This window comes from Luteococcus sp. Sow4_B9 (assembly GCF_052116585.1).
Taxonomy (GTDB): Bacteria; Actinomycetota; Actinomycetes; order Propionibacteriales; family Propionibacteriaceae; genus Luteococcus.
In genome coordinates this window covers 115353-138121 of sequence record NZ_JBQKKT010000007.1, presented here as the reverse complement: position 1 = coordinate 138121, position 22769 = coordinate 115353, and the positions used below count along the sequence as shown (strand labels likewise).

The following is a 22769-nucleotide window of genomic DNA, read 5'->3' as shown; positions in this document are numbered from 1 at the left end:
GGCACCCAGATCCCATCCCGCGCGGCCCCCGGGTCGCCGCCGCCCGCTCCACCTCCCGTCAGTCGCGCGGGCGAGCTCGCAGGGCCTTGGTCTGGCTGCGCTGCTTCTTGGCCTCCAGTCGACGCCGCACGGACCCCCTCGTCGGGCGGGTGGCACGTCGGGTGGGCGGCGGCGGCGCCAGGGCCTCCCGCAACAGGCCTGCCATGCGCTCCCGGGCCGCGACGCGATTGCGGCGCTGCTGGCGGTGCTCCGACGCGTCGATGCGCAGCACGGTGCCGTCGAGCCTTTCGGCCAGCCGCTCCAGCAAGCGCTCCCGACGTCGTTCATCCAGCACGGAGCAGGTGGCCAGGTCCAGGGACAGCTGCACCCGAGAGTCGGTCGTGTTGACTCCTTGGCCGCCCGGACCCGAGGCCCGGCTGAAGGTCTCGTGCAGCTCCGCGAGGGGGATCACGAGCCCCTGCGGAATGCCCGGTCCAGGTGGCACCACCAGGTCCATCGCAACCCCTCCTTCGCTGTGAACAGTTACCGGTCGCTTGCCCCAGTCCAGGACATAGGATCGAGTCATGATCATCCCACCCGCGCCTGTGGATGACGGCTTGTTGGTGGCCAAGGAGCCCGGTGAACGGTCCCAGGCATGGATGGCGGCGCTCGGCACGGGCCTCCTCCTGGGGGGTGTGGCCCTCGGGCTGCTCGTGCTCGGTCTGCGGGGCCTGTCGGATGGGGTCATCATCGTGACCGCGGAGAAGGCCCTGCGCATGGTGCTGGGCACGGTGCTGGTGGGCGTCGGAACCGTGATCCTGCACGAGCTGCTGCACGGCCTGGGGATGCTGGTGCTCAAGGCCCGTCCCCGTTTTGGTGCCGGCGTGATGTCGCCCGGGCTGCCCTACCTGTACACGACGTGTGAGGGGCACCTGTTCACGCGCTGGCAGTACATCGTGATCTGCGCCTTGCCGAATGTGGTCATCAACCTGACCCTGCTGGCGCTGATTGCCGGGGGGCCGGCGCCGAGCTGGTGGGTCATTCCCCTGGGGCTGCACATGTCTGGTGGGGTTGGCGACATGTGGCTGTGCTGGGCCGCGCTCACTGAGCCGCCGGGAACGCGGGTCGAGGACCAACGAGCCGGGGTGCGCGTGCTCAGGCCGGACGGCGCCTGACGGCCGAGCCCAGCCACCCAGGCCCCCCGATCACCAGGGCGTGGGGAGGTGCGTCGGCAGGCTGCGACGCGGACCGTGGCGTTCGATGCGCGGCCCTCCATGGGCCAGCAGCAGTTCCACCCGGTAGCGGTGCCCCCGGTAGGGCTCCAGCAGTTCCGCGCACCCGTCGTCGTCGAGCTGTTCGCCGCAGAGGGCAAAGCTGATCGCCCGCGGCACGTGGTAGTCGCCCACGCTCCAGGCGTCGGGGTCGCCGTGGGCCATCTGGCGGGTCCGTGCCGATGTCCATGGGCCGATTCCAGGCAGGCTGCACAGCGCGCGGTTGGCATCCGGGCTCGTCAGGGTTCGTTCCAGGGCGGATTCGCGGCGGGCCGCGCCGACGAGGATCGCGGAGCGACGCTGTTCCACCCCCACCTTCAGGTACTCCCACGACGGGATTCCCGCCCACTGGCCTGCTGTCAGGGGCAGGCGCATCCCGTGCGCGGGGTGTCCTTCCCGCCCGGCCGGGCCGGGGGCGGGGAGCCCGTGGCGTCGGGTCAGCAGGTTGATCGCGCGGAAGGCCTCGGCCCCGGTCACCTTCTGCTCCAGCACCGACGGGAGGAGGCTCTCGCACACCAGGTCGGTGGCCCCGACGCGGAGTTGGGGATTACGGTGCACCAGCTCTCGCAGCACCGGGTGCTCGGGTGAGAAGTCCGCGGCGTCGTGGCAGCCCAGCAGGCGTGGGGCCTGGTCCAACACCCACGTCGCCCCCGGCCCCCAGGCTGTCACCAGCACGTCGTCCCCGTCGTCCTGGAACCGGCCCAGCGATGGCCCGACGGGGGTGTTCACGGTGCGCCACCAGGTACCGTGCAGGTTTCGGTGGGTTGGATCGCCGGGGCCGCGGCGCAGCCGGCCCAGACAACTGCCCAGCCGTCCGGCGGCACCGGCCACCCGTCGCCTTTCGCCCTGTGCGTTGGGTAGGGTCACGGTGTCCGGGCGCACGGGGGTGCGTGGTCGGGGGACTGGGCATCCGGCGCCCACTGATGAACCGTTCGCATTGACCAAAGGTAAGGCCCTTCATGGCACACGCGCACTCCCACGGATCCTCCGCGCCTCGCACGGCGGAGATGGAGCGGCTCGAGCGGCGAGCCCTCGGCTGGATGCTGACCTTCCTCGTGCCGGTGGGCATGTTGACGGTGCTGGCGCTGGTGCTGATGTGGCCGCACAACATGCAGGCACATGTGCGCGCTGACTCCGCGAGCGTGATGGTGGAGGGAGTCACGCTGCCGAAGGCGACCGTGACGATGGTCAACGAGATCAGCTGTGAGGGCATGACCGGCTCCGTTTCCAAGGACACCCGCGCCTGTGCGCAGTTGCAGGTGCACGTGGACGAGGGGCCGGAGGCGGGCCAGACCCGGGAGGTTCCCATCACGGCGGCCATCTACACGTCGGGTGTGGATGTGGGAGACCAGGTGAAGGTCTACCGCACCCCGTCGCCGCAGGACGGCTCGGTGAACTACCAGTTCGCGGAGTTCGAACGGTCTGCGCCCCTGTGGTTCTTCGGCATCGTCTTCGCCCTGCTGGTGATCCTCGTGGCCCGTTGGCGTGGTTTCGCTTCACTGCTGGGGCTGGGCTTCGCGGCCTTCGTGATGGTGAAGTTCCTGTTCCCGGCGCTGATCGTCGGCCACAACCCGACGCTGGTGGGTCTGACCGCCAGCTCGGCCATCATGTTCGTCGTGCTGTACGCCGCCCACGGTTTCTCCACCCGCACCACGACGGCCCTGGCGGGCACCCTGGCCGGCCTGTTGATCGCCGCAGGGTTGGGTTTCTGGGCCACCAAGTGGGCCCATCTGACGGGCGTCTCGACGGAGGACGACTACCTGCTGGCCAGCGCGGCCCCGGACCTGAACCTGCAGGCGATGGTGATGTGTGGCGTGGTGATCGCGGGTCTGGGTGTGCTGAACGACGTGACCATCACGCAGGCCTCCGCGGTCTGGGAGATCGCCGACGGCAAGCGCACCCGCGCCGAGCTGTTCAAGGGTGCCATGCGGATCGGCCGTGACCACATTGCCTCGACGGTCTACACCACGGCCTTCGCGACGGCCGGCGCCATCCTGCCGACGCTGCTGCTGCTCACCATCTACAACCGGCCGTTGGGCGAGATCCTCTCCGGCGAGATGTTCGCCGGTGAACTGGTCCGCACCCTGGTGGGGTCGATCGGACTGGTGCTCTCGGTGCCGTTGACCACGGGCATTGCCGTGGCCGCCGTCGCTGCCGGTGGCGGAGACCGCAAGCGCAAGAGCCCTGCCCCGGCGGTCCCCGCGCCCGCGCCCGTTCCGGAGCCGGTGCAGCCTCCGTCGCGGGGCGTCGAGCTGAAGGGTGAAGAGAACACCACCACCGGGCGAGGTCGTCGTGCGCGCCGCGCGAACTATGAGGCGGAGGCCTTCCAGCGGCCCAAGGGCAGCGGCCCCGACGAGGTCTGAGCACGCCCGTTCAGTGCCGCGTCCACCTGTATCCCTCGATACAGGGACCCCAAAAACACCGTCAATCCTGTGTCAAATAGGCTGGGGCTCACACGGCTGGTGAATCCCCGGGCACAGTGCCCGTGACCGGGTGCAGCCAGGGACGGACAGGAGGAGGTGGCCCATGCAACGCGAGGACGTCGAACGGAGGCTCGGGCGCCTGAGAATTGCCGTTCTGGTGCTGCCGCTGCTGTTCATCTCCGTCTTCCCCATGCTGTGGCCGAGCCGCCTGCACCTGCTCTTCTCCCTGGTGGGTGGACTGGCCGTGGTGGCCTTCGGCCTGGCCGTGCACGCCCAGGTGGAACGTGGCTATCGGCACATGCTCGCGCTGCAGGAACGTGCCGTCGCCGCCGAACGGCACAGTGCCGTGCTGGAGGAGCGGGACCGGATTGCGCGCGAGATGCATGATTCCTTGGCCCAGGTGCTCTCCGTCGCCCACCTGAAGCTGCGCACCATCCAGGCACGGCCCGAGCTCGCCGAACACGACCGCGTCCGCGACGAGCTGGGGGACCTGGCCGACCTGTGCCGGGAGTCCTGCCGAGACGTGCGGGAGTCGATCCTGGGGCTGCGGGAGTCTGGACGCGAGGGCGGGGACTTCGTCGAGGGACTGGAGCACTACCTGACGCGCTGGTCACGCAGCAGCGGCATCCCGGCCAGGCTCGAGGTGGTGGAACCCCTGCAGTCAGAACTTTCGCCGGCCCATGAGGTGCAGCTCAGCAGGGTGGTGCAGGAGGCGCTCACCAATGTGCGCAAACACTCCGGGGCGAGCGAAGCGGTGGTCAAGGTGCACGGGAATGCCGAGGGCACCGTGCTGGCCGTCGTGGACGACGGGATTGGTTTCGATGCCACAACCTCCGGTGACGCGGAACGCTATGGGCTGCACACCATGCGGGAGCGGGTGGAGCAGCTGGGTGGCACCTTCCGTATCCAGTCCGCGCGGGGCGGGGGGACGCGCGTCGAGGCACACCTGCCCGTCGCGGGGGAGACGGCGCTGTCCCACCTGGCACGAGGAGCCTGATGACGCAGCCGAGCCCGGAACCGATCCGCATCCTGCTGGTGGACGACCAGCCGCTCTTTCGTCGTGCCATCGCGTCCCTCGTGGAGGAGCAACCGGACCTGACGGTGGTGGCGCAGGGGAACAACGGACTGCAGGGTATCGAGCTGGCCCACCAGCTGCACCCCGATGTGGTCCTGATGGACGTGGAGATGCCCGTGATGGGTGGTGTGGAGGCTGCGGGACGGATCCTGCAGGACCTGCCCGGCACCAAGGTGGTGATGCTCACGGTCAGCGAGGACGACGAGCACCTGCTGCCGGCGATCCGTCAGGGAGTGCACGGCTATCTGCTCAAGGACATGCACCCGGAGCAGCTCTTCGAGACCTTCCGGCAGGTGATGCGGGGTGAGAGCCCGGTGGCTCCGGCCCTGGTGGGGCGGTTGCTGGCCGAACTACGCCACGCCTCCCACTCGGTGGCGCCCGCGTCCGGGGGCGACGAGTCACCAGCCCTGAGTCAGCGTGAATTGGAGATCCTGCGGCTGGTGGCAGCGGGGCACAGCAATCGGGAGATCGGCTCGAAGCTCTCCATCACCGAGGGCACCGTGAAGAACCACGTCCACAACGCCCTGCGCAAGCTGCATCTGGACAACCGGGCCCAGGCCGCGGCCTACATCGTGCGGCAGGGACTTGCCACCCCGCCTGCTCCGTGAAAAATCCCGTGAAATAGGCTCTGACTGGGGTGAAGATGTGCCGCGATGACCGCGGAATATGCCTTTCTTCTATCCAACGAGGGATGGTGTACCGCTCTGCGGCACGAGAGGATTTCCCCAATGGGTGCCATGTCTGGTCCCGACCCACCGGGCGGGGCCGCTGGCCGGATCAGGAGGTGCGCGATGGCAGGAGGTGGAATGGTCGGCTGGGTCAAGAAGTACCTGGACATGAAGACCATCGTCCTGTCGGTGCTGGCCATCGCGATCGGTGGCGTGATTGGTCTGGGCGTCTACACCTTCGTCTTCGCGAAGGGCCTGTCGTACTTCGGTACGGACCCCGCCACCTGCAACAACTGCCATGCGATGAATGAGGAGTACAACGCGTGGAAGGCAGGTAGTCACCATGCGGTGGCCACCTGCAATGACTGCCACCTGCCGCACGACAACGTCGTGCACAAGTACTGGGTGAAGGCCGAGGACGGATTCCTGCACGGGCTGAAGTTCAGCACCGGCTGGTACCCGGAGAACATCCAGATCCGGGACGTCAACATGAAGGTTGCCGAGGCGAACTGTCTGTACTGCCACGCCGACCTGACCGAGGACGTCCAGATGACCCGAACCCATGACACCCAGGTGTCGTGCGTGAAATGCCACAGCGAAGTTGGTCACAGGAAGTGAACTGTCATGAGTACCGCTGAGAACAACTCAGTGACACCTCCGGAGCCGAAGAAGCGGACCAAGGTGATCCTCGGGGTGCTGGTGTTGGCCAGCCTCCTGGCAACCCTGGTCATCGCCGCCCTGCTCGCGGACGTCGTCAAGAAGCAGAGCGAGGCGAAGGATCCCTACTTCCAGGCAGTCGAGCTCACCGACACCACGGTGGACCCGGCCATCTGGGGCAAGAACTTCCCCATCCAGTACGAGATGTACAAGAAGACCTCGGAGATGGAGGCCACCGAGCACGGCGGCTCCAACAAGACCCCGCACACTCCGACGGCCACCGACCCGCGCACCGAGGTTGCCGCGCAGGAGGTGGAGCGTGAGCCACGCCTGCAGAAGCTGTGGGACGGCTACGCCTTTGCCGTTGACTACCGGGAGGCCCGCGGGCACGAGTACATGCTCACGGACCAGCGCCTGACCCGTCGCGTGACGGAGTTCGAGCAGCCCGGTGCCTGCATCAACTGCCACGCCTCCACCTACACCGTCTTCAAGGACGAGGGCGGCGGCGACTTGATGAAGGGCTTCGACGCGATCAACCACCAGAAGTACCTGGACATCACCGACAAGTTCGAGCACCCGATCGCCTGCATCGACTGCCACGATCCCAAGACCATGGCGCTGCGCGTCACCAGGCCGGCCTTCATGAACGGCATCAAGTCGCTCAAGGCCAGCGAGGGCATCAAGGACTACGACGTCAACAAGGACGCCACCCCGTCGGAGATGCGCTCCTATGTCTGTGCCCAGTGCCACGTCGAGTACTACTTCAAGGGTGAGGGCAATACGCTGCACTTCCCGTGGAGCAAGGGTCTCAACATCGAGCAGGAGTATGCGGACAGCACCAACCACGTCGACTGGGTGCATGCCACCACCGGCATGCCGGGCCTGAAGGCCCAGCACCCGGACTTCGAGACCTGGAGCCAGGGCATCCATGCCAAGGCCGGCGTCTCCTGTGCCGACTGCCACATGCCCTACAAGCGGGTGGGGGCCTCGAAGGTCTCCGACCACCAGGTGCGCAGCCCGATGCTGGACGTGAACTCCTCCTGCCAGACCTGCCACAAGGCCGACGAGAAGGAGATGAAGGAGCGGGTCAGCACGATCCAGAACAACTTCCTCAAGACCCTGGACTCCACCTACACGGCCGTCGACGAGCTGATCAAGGACATCGAGGCCGCCCAGAAGGCCGGGGTTGCCGCGGATCGTCTGGAAGCCGCCCGTCTCTACCAGCGCAAGGCCTCCTTCTACCTGGACTACTCGGAGAGCGAGAACTCCAACGGCTTCCATGCACCGGCCTACAGCCAGCAGATCCTGGCCGACGCCATCAACGCGGCACGCCAGGGCCAGCTGGCCCTGCAGGGCAAGAAGACCGAGCCCGCTCCGCTGCCGCTGAGCGAGGCCGGGCAGAAGGCCTACGAGAAGAAGAAGGCCGCCGCTGCTGCCAAGGCGGCCGCAAAGGCGAAGGACAAGAATGCGAGCGAGACCTCGCCGAGTGCCGCCGCAACGCCGAAGCTGCCGGAGAGCATGACCCCATCGGCAAACCCCAGCAAGCAGGGGTGACAGCTCGGGAAGTAGCTGCTTGACCAACCGACGGGCGGGGGTGGACCTCAAAGTCCACCCCCGCCCGTTCGTCATGGAAGGGCTCTCACTACAGTGAGCGGCAACGAATATGCCTTGCACATTCCGTATCTAACTCGCCAGCCTTCGGGAGCCACTGATGACCACCGCAGACAGCCAGCGCAGCGCCGCGATCCAGGCCCTCGGGTTGCCTGCGGATGCCAGCCCCGAGCAGGTCGCCGCGACGCGAGACCAGTTGGTTGGCTTCCTCGACCAGGCACCCACCGAGCTCGGGGGATGGGCCCAGCGGCAGCGCCGCCTGGCCGACCTGGCCGTGGGCGGTGACGCGCAGATCGACGAGGACCTGGAGCTGGTCGGGCTCGACGACCAGACTCCCGTCGCGGCGACGCCCGCGGTCTCGGCCGCACCCAAGCGTCGCAACCGGCTGGTGACGGGTCTGGGGCTGGCCACCCTGGGTGCTGCCGTCGTCCTGGGCGTCTACCTGCTCGACGACGGGGGACAGCCCCAGCAGGCCACCAGCGAGGCCTCATCCCCGGCCGACGGGCAGCAGATGAGCACTCCCAAGCCGGTGGACCCCAAGATGGTGGCCACCCTGGAGGAGAAGATCAAGAAGGATCCCAAGGACGTCTTGTCGATGAAGGCGCTCGGCCAGATCTACGACGGCGCCCAGGAGTACAAGAAGGCCGCCCAGTGGCAGGCGCGGGTCACCAAGGTGACCCCCAAGGACAGCGACGCGTGGACCGCGCTGGGCGTGGCGCACTTCAACGACGCCAACCTGGACGAGGCGGAGAAGGCCTGGAACCAGGCGGCCAAGCTGGACCCCAAGAAGGCCGTCATCCACTACAACCTGGGCTTCCTGCACATGTCGCGCAATGACATGGACAAGGCCAGGGCAGCCTGGCAGAAGGTGGTCGAGCTGGAGCCGGACTCGGATCTGGCCAAGACCGTCCAGTCACACCTGGGAGGGCCGTCCAGCACCCCCTCGGCCGAGTCGTCGACAACGCCCGCCGCCTCGGCCCCCACCACTCCCAACGCCTCGTCGGCTCCTTCCGGCTCGGCCACCCCGCCGCGTTGATGACATGGACAACCTGACCCTTCCGATCGCGCTGCTGGCGGGCATCGTCAGCTTCGCCTCGCCCTGCTTCCTGCCGATCGTGCCGGTCTACGTCGGTTACCTGGTGGGCAGCGACGAGCGGCGCACCAGGCTAGGTGCGTTGCGCCAGGCGTTGGCCTTCGTGCTGGGTTTCAGCGTGGTCTTCGTCGGGCTGTGGGCCTCCATCGGTCTGGTCGGTTGGGTGATCGGTGACCACCGTGACCTGCTGCGCTGGGCCGGTGGCCTGGTGCTGGTGGTGATGGGCCTGCACGTGGCCGGCCTGGTGGAGATCCCCTTCCTGTCACGCAGCCTGGGCGGCCCCCGTTCGGGGCGCGGCAGCCAAGCCCCCAGCACCGGCCGGTCGCTGGCGCTCGGGCTGGCCTTCGGCGCCGGATGGACGCCCTGCATCGGGCCGATCCTGGGCGGGATCATCGCGCTGGCCACCCAGTCGAGCAGCGTCTGGCACGGTGCCGCCCTGCTGGTGGCCTACTGCTTGGGGCTGGGGATCCCCTTCGTCGCGGTGGCGCTGGGGGCGTCCTGGGTGAGTGAGCGGCTCACCTGGTTCACCCGCCACGAGGCCGCAGTCCAACTGGTCTCCGGAGCACTGCTGGTGCTGGTCGGATTCCTGGTGGTCACAGACCAGTTCAGCAAGCTCCAGAGCTTCGGAGTATGAGGAAGATGCCATGAGTACAGCCGTGAAGACCCCGCCGCAGGGGCTCGACACCGGGCCGGGGGCAGACATCACCCCCAAGGAGATGCTGCTGCGCATCTACCGCCTGTTCTACAACAAGCGGATCGGTTTGTTCCTGATCTTCGCGATGGCACTGCTCGCCCTGGTGGGGGTGCTCTTCCCGCAGGCCGACGCCCAGACCTACAACAACCCGGACTGGTACCGCTCCTTCCTGGAGGAGCAGCGTCCCCGTTACCGCGGCTGGACGATGCCGCTGAGCTTCCTGGGCGTCTTCCACATGTTCAGCTCGTGGCCCTTCCGGATCGTCACGGTGTTGCTGGCGCTGAGCATCATCGGCTGCACCACCCACCGCCTGCCGACCTTGTGGAAGAACGCCACCCAGCCCCACACCCACGTGCGTGAGGGCTTCTTCGACCACGCCCGCACTCGTCGCACGGTGGAGCTGGCGGGCAGCCCGCAGGCACTCTTCGACGATGCGCGCGCCAAGCTGGCCGCCGAGCACTACCGGGTCATCGAGGACAGCCGCGACGACGGCCTGAACCTCTATGCCGACAAGAACCGCTGGATGCCGCTGGGCACCGCGCTGGCCCACACCGCCTTCGTGCTGATCCTGCTGGGTGTGCTCATCACCAACAACACCGGTTTCCGCAACAACGAGTTCACCGTTCCGGTGGGCATGGGGCCGCAGCCGGTGGGGCACGGCACCAACCTGGCGGTGGAGGCCAAGAGCTTCACCGACACCTACCACGACGATGGATCCCCGATGGACTACGCCTCGGAACTGGTGCTCTACGAGGACGGCAAGCAGGTCAAGCAGCACACCACCCGGGTGAACTCACCGATGAAGTATGACGGGATCGCCTTCAACCAGGCATACTTCGGCTTCGCTGCCGAGATGACCGTCAAGGACGCCGCGGGCAAGCAGGTCTACCACGGTGGCGTGCCGCTGCAGTACAGCACCGACGACAAGCTGACCAACTTCGGCAAGGTGGAATTCCCCGAGCGCGGGTACAACATGTTCGTCATCGCGCCTGCCTCCGGCCAAGTGGATGCCCGCATCGCGCCCGGCCAGGTGCAGGTGGAGTTCTACGACCGCACCACCGACGAGCCGATCGACAAGCAGGTGATCAGCCAGGGCCGCGAGCAGCAGGTGAACGGGTTGGCCGTCACCCTGGAGCGTGAGCGTCAGTTCACGGGCCTGATGGTCAGCAAGGACAATGGCGCGATCCTGGTGTGGATTGGCTCCTTCCTGCTGGTGCTGGGCACCATCTGCACCATGTTCTACCGCCACCAGCGCATCTGGTTGCGCGTGCACCGCACCGACGACGGTGGCAGCCGGGTGCGCGTCGCCTCGCCCGACCGCCACGACACGATCTTCGAGCAGAAGGTCTTCCGCTTCGTCGACTCGCTCGGCAAGCCCACCAGTCCCGAATCCGACGACTCGACCCACTCCGGGAGCACCCATGCTTGAGATCTCCAAGTACTGCCTCTACGCCTCGATCGCGCTGGTGGCCTTGGCCGCGGTGGCCTACATCACGTCGCTGACCACCACCCGACGCAATGCCCAGGTGGCCACGGCGGGTGCCCAGCAGGCCACCCCGGTGCGCGGGGTCGCCTGGTACGGCAGCCAGTTGACGGTGCTGGCCTTCATCCTGATGACGATCGCCCTGGTCTGTCGCACCATCGTGGTCAAGCACGCACCCTTCGCGAACCAGTACGAGTTCGCGTGCTCCTTCGGGTGGGGAATGCTGGCCTTCTACATCTACTTCGAGCGTCGCCACCATGCTCGCGCCTTGGGCATCGCCCTGCTGCCGTTGGCCCTGACCATGCTGGTCTATGCCGCCACCCGTGATGACAGCGTCAAGCCGCTGGTGCCCGCCCTGCAGAGCCCCTTCATGCTGACGGTGCACGTCTTCCTGGCGGTGCTGGGTTACGGCGCCGGTGCCGTCGCCTCGGCCGCCGGCATCCTGTACCTGGTCAAGCCGAAGGTGCGCTGGAGCGGCCTTCCCAGCCTGGAGCGTCTGGACGAGCTGGGCTACCGTGCGGTGGTCTTCAGCTTCCCGCTGCTGACCATGATGAACATCCAGGGCGCCATCTGGGCCAACACCGCCTGGGGCCGCTACTGGAGCTGGGATCCGAAGGAGACCGCCGCCATGGTCACCTGGCTGATCTACGGCGCCTACCTGCACGCCCGGGTGACCAAGGGCTGGCAGGGCAACCGATCGGCCTGGCTGCTGATCCTGGGCTTCGGCGCCATCATCTTCACCTTCCTGGGCAACCACTTCTTCGGTGGCCTGCACTCCTACGGCGGCTGACCTTGGCTTCCCACGCCCGTCGACTCCGATCCCCGAGCCTGTCGAGGGGCTTCGACCGCCGGGTTGGGGCCTCGACAGGCTCGGCCGCCGGGCGGATGGATTTCTGAACCAATCACGGTCCCCGAGCTTGTCGAGGGGATGAGGAGCTAGACATGAGCGAGAACCACACCGAGCCGGCACCCACCTCAGGCGACTGGCGCGAACGGTTGCGCCGCAGCAAGTACGGCAGTGGCCTGGTGCTGGCCCTCACCCTGGCGCTGGTGCTGGGCGGGGCCTGGTTGCTGGGCCGTCCCAGTGGTGAGGACGAGCCGGAGCAGGCAGCGCTCAACGGTGCCACCGCGGTGACCCTGGAGGGTGACCAGAGCGGCTCCGCGCCGGAGGTGGGGCAGCCCGCACCGGGCTTCACCGCCACCACGCTGGACGGCAAGCAGGTCTCCCTGGCCGAGCTCAAGGGGCAGCCGGTCTGGTTGAACTTCGGCGCCACCTGGTGCACTGCTTGCCGCGCCGAGGCGCCGGACATCGAGGCCGCCTGGAAGAAGCACCAGGCCGATGACGTGATGGTGCTGTCCATCTTCATCAACGAGGACCGGGCGACCATCCAGGGCTACACCAGTCGGCTGGGGCTGACCGTCCCCATGATCAGCGACCCGGAGACGACGATCGCGTCGCGCTACCGTTCGCTCGGCATCCCCTCGCACTTCTTCATCGACCGGGACGGGATCCTGCGCAAGAGCCACATGGGAGCGTTGAACGCCGAGCAGATGGACGAGAACCTGGCCCTCATCAAGGGGTGACGGCAGCGGCCCCGCGGTGATCGTCCTGTGTTGGTTCGTCGGGGGCGGGCTCCCGCTCCTCGCGTGACAGGGTGCCCAGCTCCGGGAAACGGTCGTCGTCGTTGAGATAGCGCAGCCAGGCCATCGCGACGGCCATCACGGGAACGGCCAGCAGCGCCCCGGCCAGACTCCACAGGTAACCGGCCAGGCTGACGCCCAGGATCACCGCATAGGGGTGCAGGGAGACCGCCTTGCCCATCAGCAGGGGCTGCAGCACATTGCCCTCGAGCTGTTGGACGGCGAGCACCACGAGCAGCATCAGCAGGGCAGTGGTGACCCCCTTGGCAAAGAAGGCGATCGCCACTGCCACGGCGCCGGACGCGATGGCGCCGAGGAAGGGGATGAAGGCGGAGACGAAGACCAGCATCGCCACCGGCAGGGCGAAGGGGACCCCCAACAGGACGGCCCCCAACCAGATCCCGACGGCGTCCAGGGCAGCCACCGCCACCGCCGTTCGGGCGTAGAGCTCCAGGCTGCGCCAGCTGCGGCGAGAGGCTTCCAGCTGGCGGGCGCGGGAGCGGTGCGGCACGAGCCACAGCAGCGTGCGCCAGATCGCCGGGCCGTCGCCCAGGAAGAAGAAGGCGCTCACCAGTGCCAACAGGGTCATGGCACCCACCTCTGTGACCGAGCCGCTGATCTGCAGGGCTCCCTGGGCGATGCCCTGGCTGTTGCCGCTGAGCCACTCCTGGGCCTTGTCGACGCCCTGCTGGAGCTGGCCCTCGTCCACGTGCAGAGGGCCCTCGCGCAGCCATTGGGCACTCGACGTGATGGCCTCCTGTGCCAGTTCGGTGATGCTTCCGATCTGCTTGAACATGATCCGGGTCGCGATCGTGACCAGCCCCACCACGCTGCCCAGCAGGGCCAGCAGGCACAGGGCTCCGGCCAGGTAACGGTTGACGCGCAGCCGACCGTGCAGCCACCGCACTGCCGGCGTCAGGAGCGCGGTGATGAGCAGGGCGACCGCCATCGGCAGCAGGGCGAAGCGCGTCAGTCCCACCAGCTGGAAGGCCACCCAGAGGCAGGCGACGGCCACCAGGGCGGGAATCCCGAAGCGCAGGGCAAGGTTGAGCCCTCGGGGCATTCGGGTCTGCAGGTCGGGTTGCTGGGCGCTGTACACGGCCTTCACTGTGCCGGTCCTGGCTGGTCTTCTGCGAGACCCTGCGGCCGCATCCCGCCCTCAGGGGTGGGGAAATTCCGCAGTAGGCGGACAAGGCTGTCAGCGGCGGGGTCCACAACGGGGGGGCGTCCGTTGAGTCGCTGAGACGGCGGCCGCATGGTGGAGTGCCCGCCCGACATTTGGCCTGACCAATTACACTGGCCTCGAACTCCTTCTTGAATCCACTTGGTGGTGTATTCCCATGCTCTGGGAAGGCCATCATGAGAGGACCGCTGTGGCCCTTCCCCTGCTCGTCGCCAGCCTGTTCGGCCTGTCCGTCGTCGGTGCCCTCCTGGGGCAGTGGTGGGGCCGTCGAGCCGGTTGGGTGATCAGTGTGGGGTTGACGGTGGCCGCGGGGATTGTGGGCTGGCTCGCGCTCAACCAGCCGGGGCTCGCGTGGAGCGTGTCGTGGATTCCGCAGCTGGGCGTCCACCTCTCCTTGCGGCTGGATGGTCTCGCGGTGCTCTTCGCGCTGGTGGTGCTGGTGATTGGCGCCCTGGTGATGGCCTACTCGGTCAACTACCTGAAGGAGGGCGCGCACGGCCGCTTCTATGGCCAGCTCACTGCCTTCGCAGCCGCGATGACCGGTCTGGTGCTGGCCGATGACCTGCTGGTGCTGTGGGTGATGTGGGAGTTCACCACCATCTGCTCCTTCCTGCTGATCGCCCAGTCCGGAGCCAAGGGCGTCCAGCCGGCCGTCCGCACCTTCGTGCTGACGGCCTCGGGCGGACTGTGTCTGCTGGGTTCCGTCGCGCTGGCCCGGGTTGCCACGGGCAGTCTGGCCCTGTCCGACGTGTTGAATCGCGAGGCCTGGCAGGGTCATCCGACGCTGCTGCTCGTCTCGGCCCTCCTGGTGGCCGTGTCCGCCTTCACCAAGTGTGCGCAGTTCCCCTTCCACTTCTGGCTGCCCGACGCGATGGTGGCCTCCACCCCGGTGAGCGCCTACCTGCACGCCGCGGCCATGGTGAAGGCCGGCATCTTCCTGCTGGTGCGCTTCTCGACGCTGTTCGCGGGCATCGCCCTGTGGGACACGCTGCTGCTGGTGACCGGTCTGGTCACGGCCCTGTTCGGCGCGACGATGGCCATGCAGCGCTACGACATGAAGGAGCTGCTGGCCTATTCGACGGTCAGCCAGCTCGGCTTCCTGGTGGCCACCATCGGCATCGGCAGCAACTACGCCATCATCGGTGCCCTGACCCACGTGCTGGCGCACGCACTGTTCAAGTCGGCCCTGTTCATGGGCGTCGGCGTCATCGACCACCAGACCGGCACCCGAGACATCCGCACATTGCGTGGCCTGGCCCGCAGCATGCCGGTGACCTCCACCGCGCTGGTCGTGGCCGCGGCGGGCATGGCCGGCCTGCCGCCGCTGTTCGGCTTCGTCAGCAAGGAGGCATTGTTCGGCGCCATGACCCGGATGCCGGTCGCCCTGGCCGTCCCTGTCAGCGTGGGAGCGGTGCTGGCCGCCACCTTGACCTTTGCCTACTGCGGGCGAATGCTGGTGCACACCCTGCCCGGTGAACGCATGGACAATGCCCCGCAGGAGGGCCCGGCGCTGATGCTGGTGCCGGTGGTGCTCGCCTCCTTCGCGGGCATCGTCTTCGGCCTGTTCGGCCCGCTGCTCCAGCCGCTGGTGGATGCGGCCGCCAGCGAGGTCACGGGTCACGCGGAGCACTCCCACCTGAACCTGTGGCACGGTCTGAACTGGGCCCTGGGGATGTCGGCCGCGGTGATCCTGCTGGGCACGCTCGCCGTCGTGGCTCGCCGCCAGCTGGATCCGGTGTTGGCGCGGCTGGTGCCGCCCGTGCCGGCGGTGCGCATGGTCGACGACGTGCGCAGCGTCCTGGTGGGGCTGGCCTACCGCCTGGGCGGGCCCACCCGCACCGATTCTCCGGCCCGCCACCTGGGCGCCGGCGTTGCGGCCCTCGTGGTGCTGGTCTTCGCCTCCCTGGTGAACTCGGGGCTGTTCCCGATGCCCGACGACGCCGAACGCCCCTATGACTGGTTCGTCGCCGTCCTGGTCTGGGTGGGCGTGGGCTTCACGATCATGGGGCGTAGCCGGGTGGCGCTGGTGACCACCGTCGGCATCGTCGGCTTCTCCGTCGCCCTGATGCTCTTCCAGCTGGGTGCCCCCGACGTGGCCCTGACCCAGTTGCTGGTGGAAATCCTCACGGTCGTGATGATGGTGCTGCTGCTGGGCCGTCTGCCGCGCGCCTTCCACGCCACCGGCCGCAAGCGGATCACCCTGGCCGCAGCGCTCGGCGTACTGGCCGGCATCACCGGTTTCGTGCTGGCCTGGAATCTGCAGGCCGACGCGCGGGTCTCCGACATCGGCAAGTGGTACCTGACCAATGCCGAGGCACTCACCGGCGGCAGCAATGTGGTGAACACCATCCTGGTGGACTTCCGAGCCCTGGACACCTTCGGTGAGCTGTGCGTGCTGGGCGTCACCGCGATGGCCATCCTGGTGGCCCTGGAATCGCGTGGCCTGTTGCCCATGCGCTCCCACCTCTACACCGCGGACATGTCACACCCCGCCATGGATCCCGCAGACAACAACATGACCCTGCAGGTGGTGAGTCGCATCGTCGGCCCCGTCCTGTTGGTGATGACGTTGTGGCTCTACTTCCGCGGTCACCACGCCCCGGGAGGCGGCTTCATCGCAGCACTGGTGATGGGGTCTGCCCTGTGTCTGGTCTACCTGGCCTACGGCCGCACGGCGAAGGTGCTGGACATCCCGTCGATGCTGCTGGTCAGCATCGGGGTCCTCGTCTCGGTCGGCGCCGGCCTGCTCGGCTACACCAAGGGCTCCTTCCTGACCCCGATCAAGTGGCACCTGGGGCCGCTGGAGATCTCCAGCGTGCTGGTCTTCGACCTGGGCGTCTTCCTGGCCGTCACCGGCCTGATGCTCTCCTCGCTGGCCCGGTTGGGCGAGGCCGGCAGCCGGACCCCACCCATCCGGGTTCCCGGTCCGGTGCGTACCCGCACGGGTGGGTCCTACATCCACATCAAGGGAGGGGAGGACTGATGGCCATCGCCCTGATCGTGGCCGCCCTGCTGGGTGGCGGGGTCTACATGGTGCTGCGCCGCGGCATGCTGCGCGTCATCGTCGGCTTCATCATGATCAGCCACGCCGTGAACGTGCTGATCGTGGCGGCTGGCGACGTCTCCCGTCGCCGCGCAGCCATCGGCAACTTCGACCCCGCCCAGACCGCAGACCCGGTGCCGCAGGCCTTCGTGCTCACCGCCATCGTCATCTCCTTTGCCGTCACCGTGCTCCTGCTGGTGCTCGCGGTGATCGGAGAGGGCGACGACGACACCGCCATCGACATCACCGGACGAGAGATGGAGTCTCCCTCGCTGATCCACCACGACGACGCGGCGGTCAGCCGCCGACACGAACACTCCGACTGGCATTCCTACATCGACCGGACGGACGCAGACGAGTGAGCGCCGCACTGCTGCCCCTGATGGTGGCCATCCCGCTGGGCGTGGCCGCCCTGGTGATGCTCCTGCGTCCCGGCCCCGTGGTGCGCATCACCGTGATGATGACGGTCCTTGTGGGCCAGTGCGTCTGGGGTGCCGCGCACCTGTGGCACCTGCGCGACGGTGGCACCATCGCCCACGGCGTCGGCCTGTGGCCGGGCGGGATCGCCATCCCGATGGCGATGGACGCCTTCTCCGCCCTGATGCTGACCGCGACGATGTTCCTGATGCTGGTCTGCTGCTGGTTGGGGATCCACGCCGGCATTGCGGAGGAGCCGTACTTCACCCCGCTGGTCCTCGTGCTGGCCGCCGGCATCTCCGGGGCACTGGTGACGGCCGACATCTTCAACCTCTTCGTCTTCATCGAGGTCATGTTGATGCCCTCCTATGCGCTGATCATCCTGGCGCACCGCGGGCAGGGGAAGTTGATGCAGGTCACGGCCACTCGGATCTACGTGGTGGTCAACCTCTTTGCCTCCAACCTGCTGCTGCTGGGCGTCGGCCTGCTCTACGGCGCCACCGGCACGGTGAACATGGGTGAGCTGGCGGGCCGCGGCGTGGAGACCGCGCGCACCGAGCTGGCCGGCAGCGTCGTGCTGCTGGCGCTGTGCATCAAGGCCGCCGTCGTGCCGGTGCACGGTTGGGTGGGGCGTACCTACCCGCACATGTCCCCGACCATCTCCGCGATGTTCTCCGGCCTGCACACCAAGGTGGCGGTCTACGCCATGTACCGGGTCTTCTCCGTCGTCTTCGGTGGCTGGTCCGCCGCGGCGACGGTGCTGATGGTGCTGTTCTGTCTCTCGATGGTGCTGGGCGGTCTGCTGCCGCTGGGCGAGACGGATGCCCGGGCCGTGTTGAGCGTCGGCATGATCTCCCAGATCGGCTATGTGCTGGCTGGTCTGGCGCTGTTCACGCCGGCAGGCATCGCCGCGGGCGTCTTCTACCTGGTGCACAACATGGTGGTGAAGACCTCACTGCTGTGTTCGATCGGCGCGGTGGAGCTCACCTATGGCCGCAGCCCGCTGGGTACGGTGCGCGGATTGCTGAGCAAGGAGCGCGTCACGGCGCTGGTCTTCTTCGCCGCGGCGGTCTCGTTGGTGGGCATGCCCCCGCTGTCCGGCTTCGTCGCCAAGTTCGCCATCGTCGTCGCCAGCTTTCAGGCCGGCCAGTGGGTGGTGGGCGGCCTCGCGATCGCGGTGAGCGCGCTGACCCTGATGGCCATGATGAAGATCTGGGGTTCGATGTTCCTGGGCAATCCCGATCCGGACCTGGAGGACGAGGGGCCGCGCATCGGCTGGGGCCTGATCGGTCCGGCCCTGGTGCTGGCCCTGGTCAGCCTGGCGATGGGCCTGGGCGGCCAGTGGCTGCTGCAGCTCGGAGAGACTGTCGCACAGAACCTGCTGCAGCCCACGGAGTACGCCCGGGTGGTGTCGGGACGATGACGAAGACGCTCACCTGGCCCTTCCGCCTGATCGGGCTGGCCATCTGGTTCGCCTGGCAGATCGCCCTGTCCAGCGTGGTCATCATGCGCGACGTGCTGACCCACGACGACGACTCCGATCCGATCATCATCGAGTACCGCACCCGTCCCATCAACACCTGGGAGCTGGCGATGCTGGCCCTGATGGTGAACATCACCCCGGGCACCCTGGTGCTGTCCACCCGTCGAGTGCCCGACGCGGAGTGCGAGTGCGATCCGAGCGAGAACCTCGCCGAATGGTCGCTCTTCGTGCACGTGATGTACCAGAACCGGCAGAAGGCGCTGGCCGCCTTCCGGGAGACCGAGACGCGCATCCTGAACGCCACCCGTGCCCGGGGCCTGGTGCAGGCTGCCCGGACCAGGAAGAAGGCGCGATGATCGGAATCGTGGTGGCAACCCTGCTGCTCGGGGCGTCCGTGGTGGTTGCGGGCGTGCGCATGTATCTGGGGCCGGACGACGCCAACCGTGCGGTGGCATCGGATCTGCTCTTCTTCAGCGTGGTGGGTCTGGTGGCCCTGCTGGGCGTGTGGATGCGCGGCCCCTATGTCTTCGACGTGGTGCTGGGCAGCACCGTCGTCGGCTTCCTGGCCTCCGTGGCGCTGGCCCTGGCCGTGACGAGAGGACGGCGATGACACTTCTGGAGACGGCCCCTGCCCTGGGGCGGGTGCTCATGGTGCTGGGTCAGGTGCTCATGGTGCTGGGTGCCGGTCTGTTCACCACCGCCGCGATCGGACTGCTGCGCTTCCAGGACGCCTACTGCCGCAGCTCGGCGATTGCGACCGCGGCCGGCCCGGGCATCAGTCTGGTGTTGATCGGTGCCTTCTGCATGATGCCCAGCTGGACCAATCTGGGGAAGCTGGCCCTGGCCATCACGCTGCAGCTGGGCACCTCGGCGGTGGGCAGCATGTCGATCGGCCGCGCCGCCTACCTGACCGGTTCGACCCTGCACTCACCCAGCGGCCACGACGAGCTGGCCCGTCCGGGTGGCGCACCGCCCCTGGTGGCGCCCGCTCGCAAGTCGAAGCGGATCAAGGTGCAGGAGGCACCCACCGCCCAGGACGGTCAGGCCGCCCCCGCCCGCACGGGCTCCACCCCGGTCACGCGGGAGGGCTAGCTCCTGCTCTGGCGGTCAGCAGCCAGCGCCGTGCGCCTGACCAGTTCCAGCACCACCAGGTGGCTGGCCTCGAAGGATCGCAGCGGCAGGAATTCGTGGATGCTGTGGAAGTTGTGCGCGCCCGTGAAGAAGTTGGGCGTCAGGATGCCCTGCCGGGAGAGCCACGATCCGTCGGTGCCGCCGCGCATGGCCAGCGGCCGCGGTTCGATCCCGAGCGCTTCCATCGCCTCCAGCAGCAGGTCCACGGCCTGGCGGTTCTCGTCGTGCAGGGCGTCCTGGATGTTGCCGTAGACGTCGTTGATCTGCAGTTCCACCACTGCCCGGGGATGCATGGTGCGGGCCTGCTCCACCGCCGCGGTCAGCGTCTGCTTGTGCTCCTCGAAGCGCTGCAGGTTGTGGTCACGGATGTTGAGTTCCAGCGTTGCCGTCGCAGGATTGGCCGCCACATCGGTGACCCAGATGTAGCCCTCGGTGCCGTCGGTGTGCTCAGGGGTCTGGCCGCGGTCCAGCTGTGCCACGATGTCGTGCGCCACCAGGACGGGGTTGACCAGGACGCCCTTGGCAGACATGGGGTGCGCAGTGACGCCCTGGATGCAAATGGTGGCCTCGGCCGCGTTGAAGGTCTGCCAGACGGCCTCTCCGATCGCACAGCAGTCCAGCGTCCAGGCGTGGGCGACGGGAAATCGCGTCAGGTCCATGGTCCGCACACCTCGCAGGCCGATCTCCTCGTCGGGGACGAAGGCCAGGTGGACCTCACCGTGCACGGCATGCGGGTCTGACAGCAAGGTGCTGGCCGCCTCCATCACCGACGCGATTCCGGCCTTGTCGTCGGCGCCCAGCACGGACGTGCCGTCGGTGACCAGCAGACGGTCACCCGCATACGGAACCAGTTCGGGGTGTTCCGAGGGTCGCAGCCACAGGTCCAGCTCCGGGTTGAGGCAGATCTCGGAGCCGTCGAAGCCGACGACCCGGGCCCGGACGTCGGGTGACAGGTTCACGTCGACGGTGTCCAGGTGCACGCAGAAGCCGACGGCCGGCACCGGGGCGTGGCCTTGCGGCAGGCGGGCGGGGATTCGGGCGGTGAGCACCGAGGTGTCGGACAGGTGCACCTCCTGGGCACCCAGCTCGCGCAGTTCACGGGCCAACAGGTCGGCCAGTTCCCGCTGGCCGGGCGTGGTCGGTACCGTCTGGACCGCGGCGTCCGACTGGCTGCTGATGGCGCTGTAGCGCAGGAATCGTTCGGCGAGACGGTCCTGCAGGGCTGGATCGGGGGTCATGGTTCCTCCTGACCACTGCAGGTTAACCGAGGCGGGGCCGGCGATCCGTCAGGAGAATCCCGGATTGGCGACGCCTTCATGGGCTGCTTCAGCCACGCACGGGTCAGCGGCATGGAACCCCTGGAGTCGTGCGCATGGCCATCGCAGGCCTACTGCAACATCAATGTGACAGTTGGGTGTTACAGCTACAGCAGATGCCAGGTTGCTCGCGGATCCCGTGGGGATTGCCCTTCGCGACGAACGAGTCCTTCTCCTGCCAACTGGCCGAGTGCCCGGGTGGCGGTCATGCGCGTCACGCCGGCTGCCGCAGCGAGGGCGCCGGTCCCACACGGCTCCGCGGCCAGACGCATCGCGTTGAGGATGCTGCGGGCACTGGGCGTGAGCCGGGCCAGTACCTCGTCGGGTAGCGCATCGGCTGCCATCAGGGTGAGGCGCACTGCTCCGGAGAGCTGGGTGTACACCGGGTCTGTGAGCCCGGCCCGGCGCATCTCGGCGAAGATGCGCTGGATGCCCTCGCCCAGCTCCCGGGTGATCCCCAGATCGGCACAGACACGAGCGATCCGCGGGTTGCGTGCATAGCGCGTGATCTCCAGCGGACGGGTTGGGTCGACGATGCCAGGGAAGCGTCCCGGCGAGGTGATCTCGATGCGGTTGGGGAAGATTTCGACACGAATGTGGTCGCCCGCCATCGAGTAGGAGCGGTGCACGACGGCGTTGACCAAGCCCTCCAGCCAGGCGTCCCGGGGAATCCGACTCCGCGGGGCGAAGAGTCCTTCGGGTCCCAGCTGGCGCCACTTGGGCAACAGCCGTTCAATGTGGGCTGCTGCCTCTGCGATCTGGACAGGCAGGGAGCCATCGACACGGATGTCGGCCGCCTCCTCCAAGGTCATGCTGCCTCCAGTGCCGCGCTCGTCAGCGCCGAAGCGCAAGACCCGGACGTGGGCGCTGGGGAACTCCAGTTGGGGTCGGTCGGCGAACAGCAAACAGGCCGCCACGGTCACAGCTCCCTTGCGTGTGAGCAGGTCGCGGGCACGGAGCATGGAGGTGGTTTCGGCGGCGCCGATTGCCGCGGTGTAGGTGGCCATCTGTTCCGGCGAGAGGTCGCTGACGGCCAAGGGGACGGGGCTCGCCTCGAACTGCGAGTTGCCCCGGTCGTAGGCCAGTTCCTGGAACTGCGGCAGCGAGAGCTTGCGGGATTCGTCGCCCACCCGTAGGTACGCCGTGCCGTTGACCAAGGTGTGCGCCTGCTCGCCCGGCTCCACCTGCAGCACCAGCACGTCGGCATCGTCGCCAACTGAACGATGCTTGCATCGGACGCGCACGGGCGGGACGGTGTGGTCCATGGCGGCCTGCCGCAGGTCGTTGGCCCGCTTCGTCGACGGCGGATCAACCCGCCCATCGTGGATGCCGACGACGATCGTGCCTCCATCGGCATTGGCCATCGCGACCAGGGCCACCGCCAGGTCCTTCGCCTCGATGCGTCCGGACTTCCGCTCGAACCACTGGTCCTCGGGTAGTGCGACGAGTGCGTTGAGGAGCTCTTGATCGTGAAGGGTGAGCGCCTCGTCCACATCTTTGGATGCCATGATTCTACTGTAACATTGTCGCAGTATTTGATAGTGGTGCGGGCCTGGACTCAGTGCCGGGTGCACAAGGGATCGCGTTGCCGGAGGGTCCGG

At 67.7% G+C, this 22769-nt stretch carries 22 protein-coding genes; 17 read left to right on the top strand and 5 right to left on the bottom strand.

Annotated features, from left to right (window positions below):
• Positions 1-58: 58 nt before the first annotated feature.
• Positions 59-496 (bottom strand): alternative ribosome rescue aminoacyl-tRNA hydrolase ArfB, encoded by a 438-nt coding sequence (gene arfB, locus ACTQ49_RS06790; RefSeq protein ID WP_441827085.1) that lies wholly within the window; start codon positions 494-496, stop codon positions 59-61.
• 67 nt (positions 497-563) lie between these two features.
• Here arfB and ACTQ49_RS06785 point away from each other — a divergent pair, with 67 nt between their 5' ends.
• Positions 564-1154: a DUF3267 domain-containing protein gene (locus ACTQ49_RS06785; protein ID WP_441827084.1), complete on the top strand. Its 591-nt coding sequence runs from the start codon at positions 564-566 to the stop codon at positions 1152-1154.
• Positions 1155-1184: 30 nt separating this feature from the next.
• Here the strand turns inward: ACTQ49_RS06785 and ACTQ49_RS06780 are convergent, their stop codons facing one another.
• Positions 1185-2081, bottom strand: a complete 897-nt coding sequence (locus ACTQ49_RS06780) for a DNA-3-methyladenine glycosylase family protein (protein ID WP_441827083.1) — start codon at positions 2079-2081, stop codon at positions 1185-1187.
• Positions 2082-2209: 128 nt separating this feature from the next.
• Here ACTQ49_RS06780 and ACTQ49_RS06775 point away from each other — a divergent pair, with 128 nt between their 5' ends.
• The 10 genes from ACTQ49_RS06775 (at position 2210) to ACTQ49_RS06730 (ending at position 12538) form a co-directional block, all read left to right on the top strand.
• Entirely contained in the window at positions 2210-3613 is a 1404-nt protein-coding gene (locus ACTQ49_RS06775; protein WP_441827082.1) for a YibE/F family protein, read from the top strand.
• Positions 3614-3776: 163 nt separating this feature from the next.
• Positions 3777-4670: a sensor histidine kinase gene (locus tag ACTQ49_RS06770; protein ID WP_441827081.1), complete on the top strand. Its 894-nt coding sequence runs from the start codon at positions 3777-3779 to the stop codon at positions 4668-4670.
• A complete protein-coding gene (locus ACTQ49_RS06765) occupies positions 4670-5356 on the top strand; it encodes a response regulator (RefSeq protein ID WP_441827080.1) in 687 nt (228 codons plus the stop codon). Before ACTQ49_RS06770 ends, ACTQ49_RS06765 begins: the two co-directional genes overlap by 1 nt.
• A 183-nt stretch (positions 5357-5539) precedes the next feature.
• Entirely contained in the window at positions 5540-6034 is a 495-nt protein-coding gene (gene nrfH, locus ACTQ49_RS06760) for a cytochrome c nitrite reductase small subunit (RefSeq protein WP_441827079.1), read from the top strand.
• 6 nt (positions 6035-6040) lie between these two features.
• Positions 6041-7627 (top strand): ammonia-forming cytochrome c nitrite reductase subunit c552, encoded by a 1587-nt coding sequence (locus tag ACTQ49_RS06755; RefSeq protein WP_441827078.1) that lies wholly within the window; start codon positions 6041-6043, stop codon positions 7625-7627.
• Between the two features lie 157 nt (positions 7628-7784).
• Positions 7785-8720, top strand: coding sequence for a tetratricopeptide repeat protein (locus ACTQ49_RS06750; RefSeq protein ID WP_441827077.1), 936 nt, complete (start codon positions 7785-7787; stop codon positions 8718-8720).
• A gap of 4 nt (positions 8721-8724) precedes the next feature.
• Positions 8725-9411 (top strand): cytochrome c biogenesis CcdA family protein, encoded by a 687-nt coding sequence (locus tag ACTQ49_RS06745; RefSeq protein WP_441827076.1) that lies wholly within the window; start codon positions 8725-8727, stop codon positions 9409-9411.
• A 10-nt stretch (positions 9412-9421) separates the two neighbouring features.
• Positions 9422-10900 (top strand): cytochrome c biogenesis protein ResB, encoded by a 1479-nt coding sequence (gene resB / locus ACTQ49_RS06740; protein WP_441827075.1) that lies wholly within the window; start codon positions 9422-9424, stop codon positions 10898-10900.
• On the top strand, positions 10893-11744 hold the full coding sequence (gene ccsB / locus ACTQ49_RS06735) for a c-type cytochrome biogenesis protein CcsB (RefSeq protein WP_441827074.1): 852 nt from the start codon (positions 10893-10895) through the stop codon (positions 11742-11744). Before resB ends, ccsB begins: the two co-directional genes overlap by 8 nt.
• A 152-nt stretch (positions 11745-11896) precedes the next feature.
• Positions 11897-12538: a TlpA family protein disulfide reductase gene (locus ACTQ49_RS06730; RefSeq protein WP_441827073.1), complete on the top strand. Its 642-nt coding sequence runs from the start codon at positions 11897-11899 to the stop codon at positions 12536-12538.
• On the opposite strand, the gene ACTQ49_RS06725 is transcribed toward ACTQ49_RS06730, so the two are convergent.
• A complete protein-coding gene (locus ACTQ49_RS06725; RefSeq protein WP_441827072.1) occupies positions 12528-13694 on the bottom strand; it encodes an AI-2E family transporter in 1167 nt (388 codons plus the stop codon). The genes ACTQ49_RS06730 and ACTQ49_RS06725 overlap by 11 nt on opposite strands.
• 274 nt (positions 13695-13968) lie before the next feature.
• Between ACTQ49_RS06725 and mbhE the strand changes: the two genes are divergently transcribed.
• The 6 genes from mbhE to ACTQ49_RS06695 are packed head-to-tail and all read left to right on the top strand — an operon-like array spanning position 13969 to position 19813.
• Positions 13969-16761, top strand: a complete 2793-nt coding sequence (mbhE, locus tag ACTQ49_RS06720) for a hydrogen gas-evolving membrane-bound hydrogenase subunit E (RefSeq protein ID WP_441827071.1) — start codon at positions 13969-13971, stop codon at positions 16759-16761.
• Positions 16761-17183, top strand: a complete 423-nt coding sequence (locus ACTQ49_RS06715) for a sodium:proton antiporter (protein WP_441827070.1) — start codon at positions 16761-16763, stop codon at positions 17181-17183. Before mbhE ends, ACTQ49_RS06715 begins: the two co-directional genes overlap by 1 nt.
• Complete coding sequence (locus ACTQ49_RS06710; RefSeq protein ID WP_441827069.1) at positions 17180-18661, top strand: monovalent cation/H+ antiporter subunit D family protein; 1482 nt, start codon at positions 17180-17182, stop codon at positions 18659-18661. Before ACTQ49_RS06715 ends, ACTQ49_RS06710 begins: the two co-directional genes overlap by 4 nt.
• Entirely contained in the window at positions 18658-19077 is a 420-nt protein-coding gene (locus ACTQ49_RS06705; RefSeq protein WP_441827068.1) for a Na+/H+ antiporter subunit E, read from the top strand. Before ACTQ49_RS06710 ends, ACTQ49_RS06705 begins: the two co-directional genes overlap by 4 nt.
• Complete coding sequence (locus tag ACTQ49_RS06700) at positions 19074-19331, top strand: monovalent cation/H+ antiporter complex subunit F (RefSeq protein ID WP_441827067.1); 258 nt, start codon at positions 19074-19076, stop codon at positions 19329-19331. Before ACTQ49_RS06705 ends, ACTQ49_RS06700 begins: the two co-directional genes overlap by 4 nt.
• On the top strand, positions 19328-19813 hold the full coding sequence (locus tag ACTQ49_RS06695; RefSeq protein WP_441827066.1) for a cation:proton antiporter: 486 nt from the start codon (positions 19328-19330) through the stop codon (positions 19811-19813). Before ACTQ49_RS06700 ends, ACTQ49_RS06695 begins: the two co-directional genes overlap by 4 nt.
• On the opposite strand, the gene pepT is transcribed toward ACTQ49_RS06695, so the two are convergent.
• Positions 19810-21090, bottom strand: coding sequence for a peptidase T (gene pepT, locus ACTQ49_RS06690; RefSeq protein ID WP_441827065.1), 1281 nt, complete (start codon positions 21088-21090; stop codon positions 19810-19812). The two genes, ACTQ49_RS06695 and pepT, sit on opposite strands and share 4 nt — an antisense overlap.
• 185 nt (positions 21091-21275) lie before the next feature.
• The gene (locus ACTQ49_RS06685; RefSeq protein WP_441827064.1) at positions 21276-22676 is read right to left on the bottom strand and encodes an ATP-binding protein; all 1401 of its coding nucleotides are present in this window, start codon (positions 22674-22676) and stop codon (positions 21276-21278) included.
• Between the last annotated feature and the right edge of the window lie 93 nt (positions 22677-22769).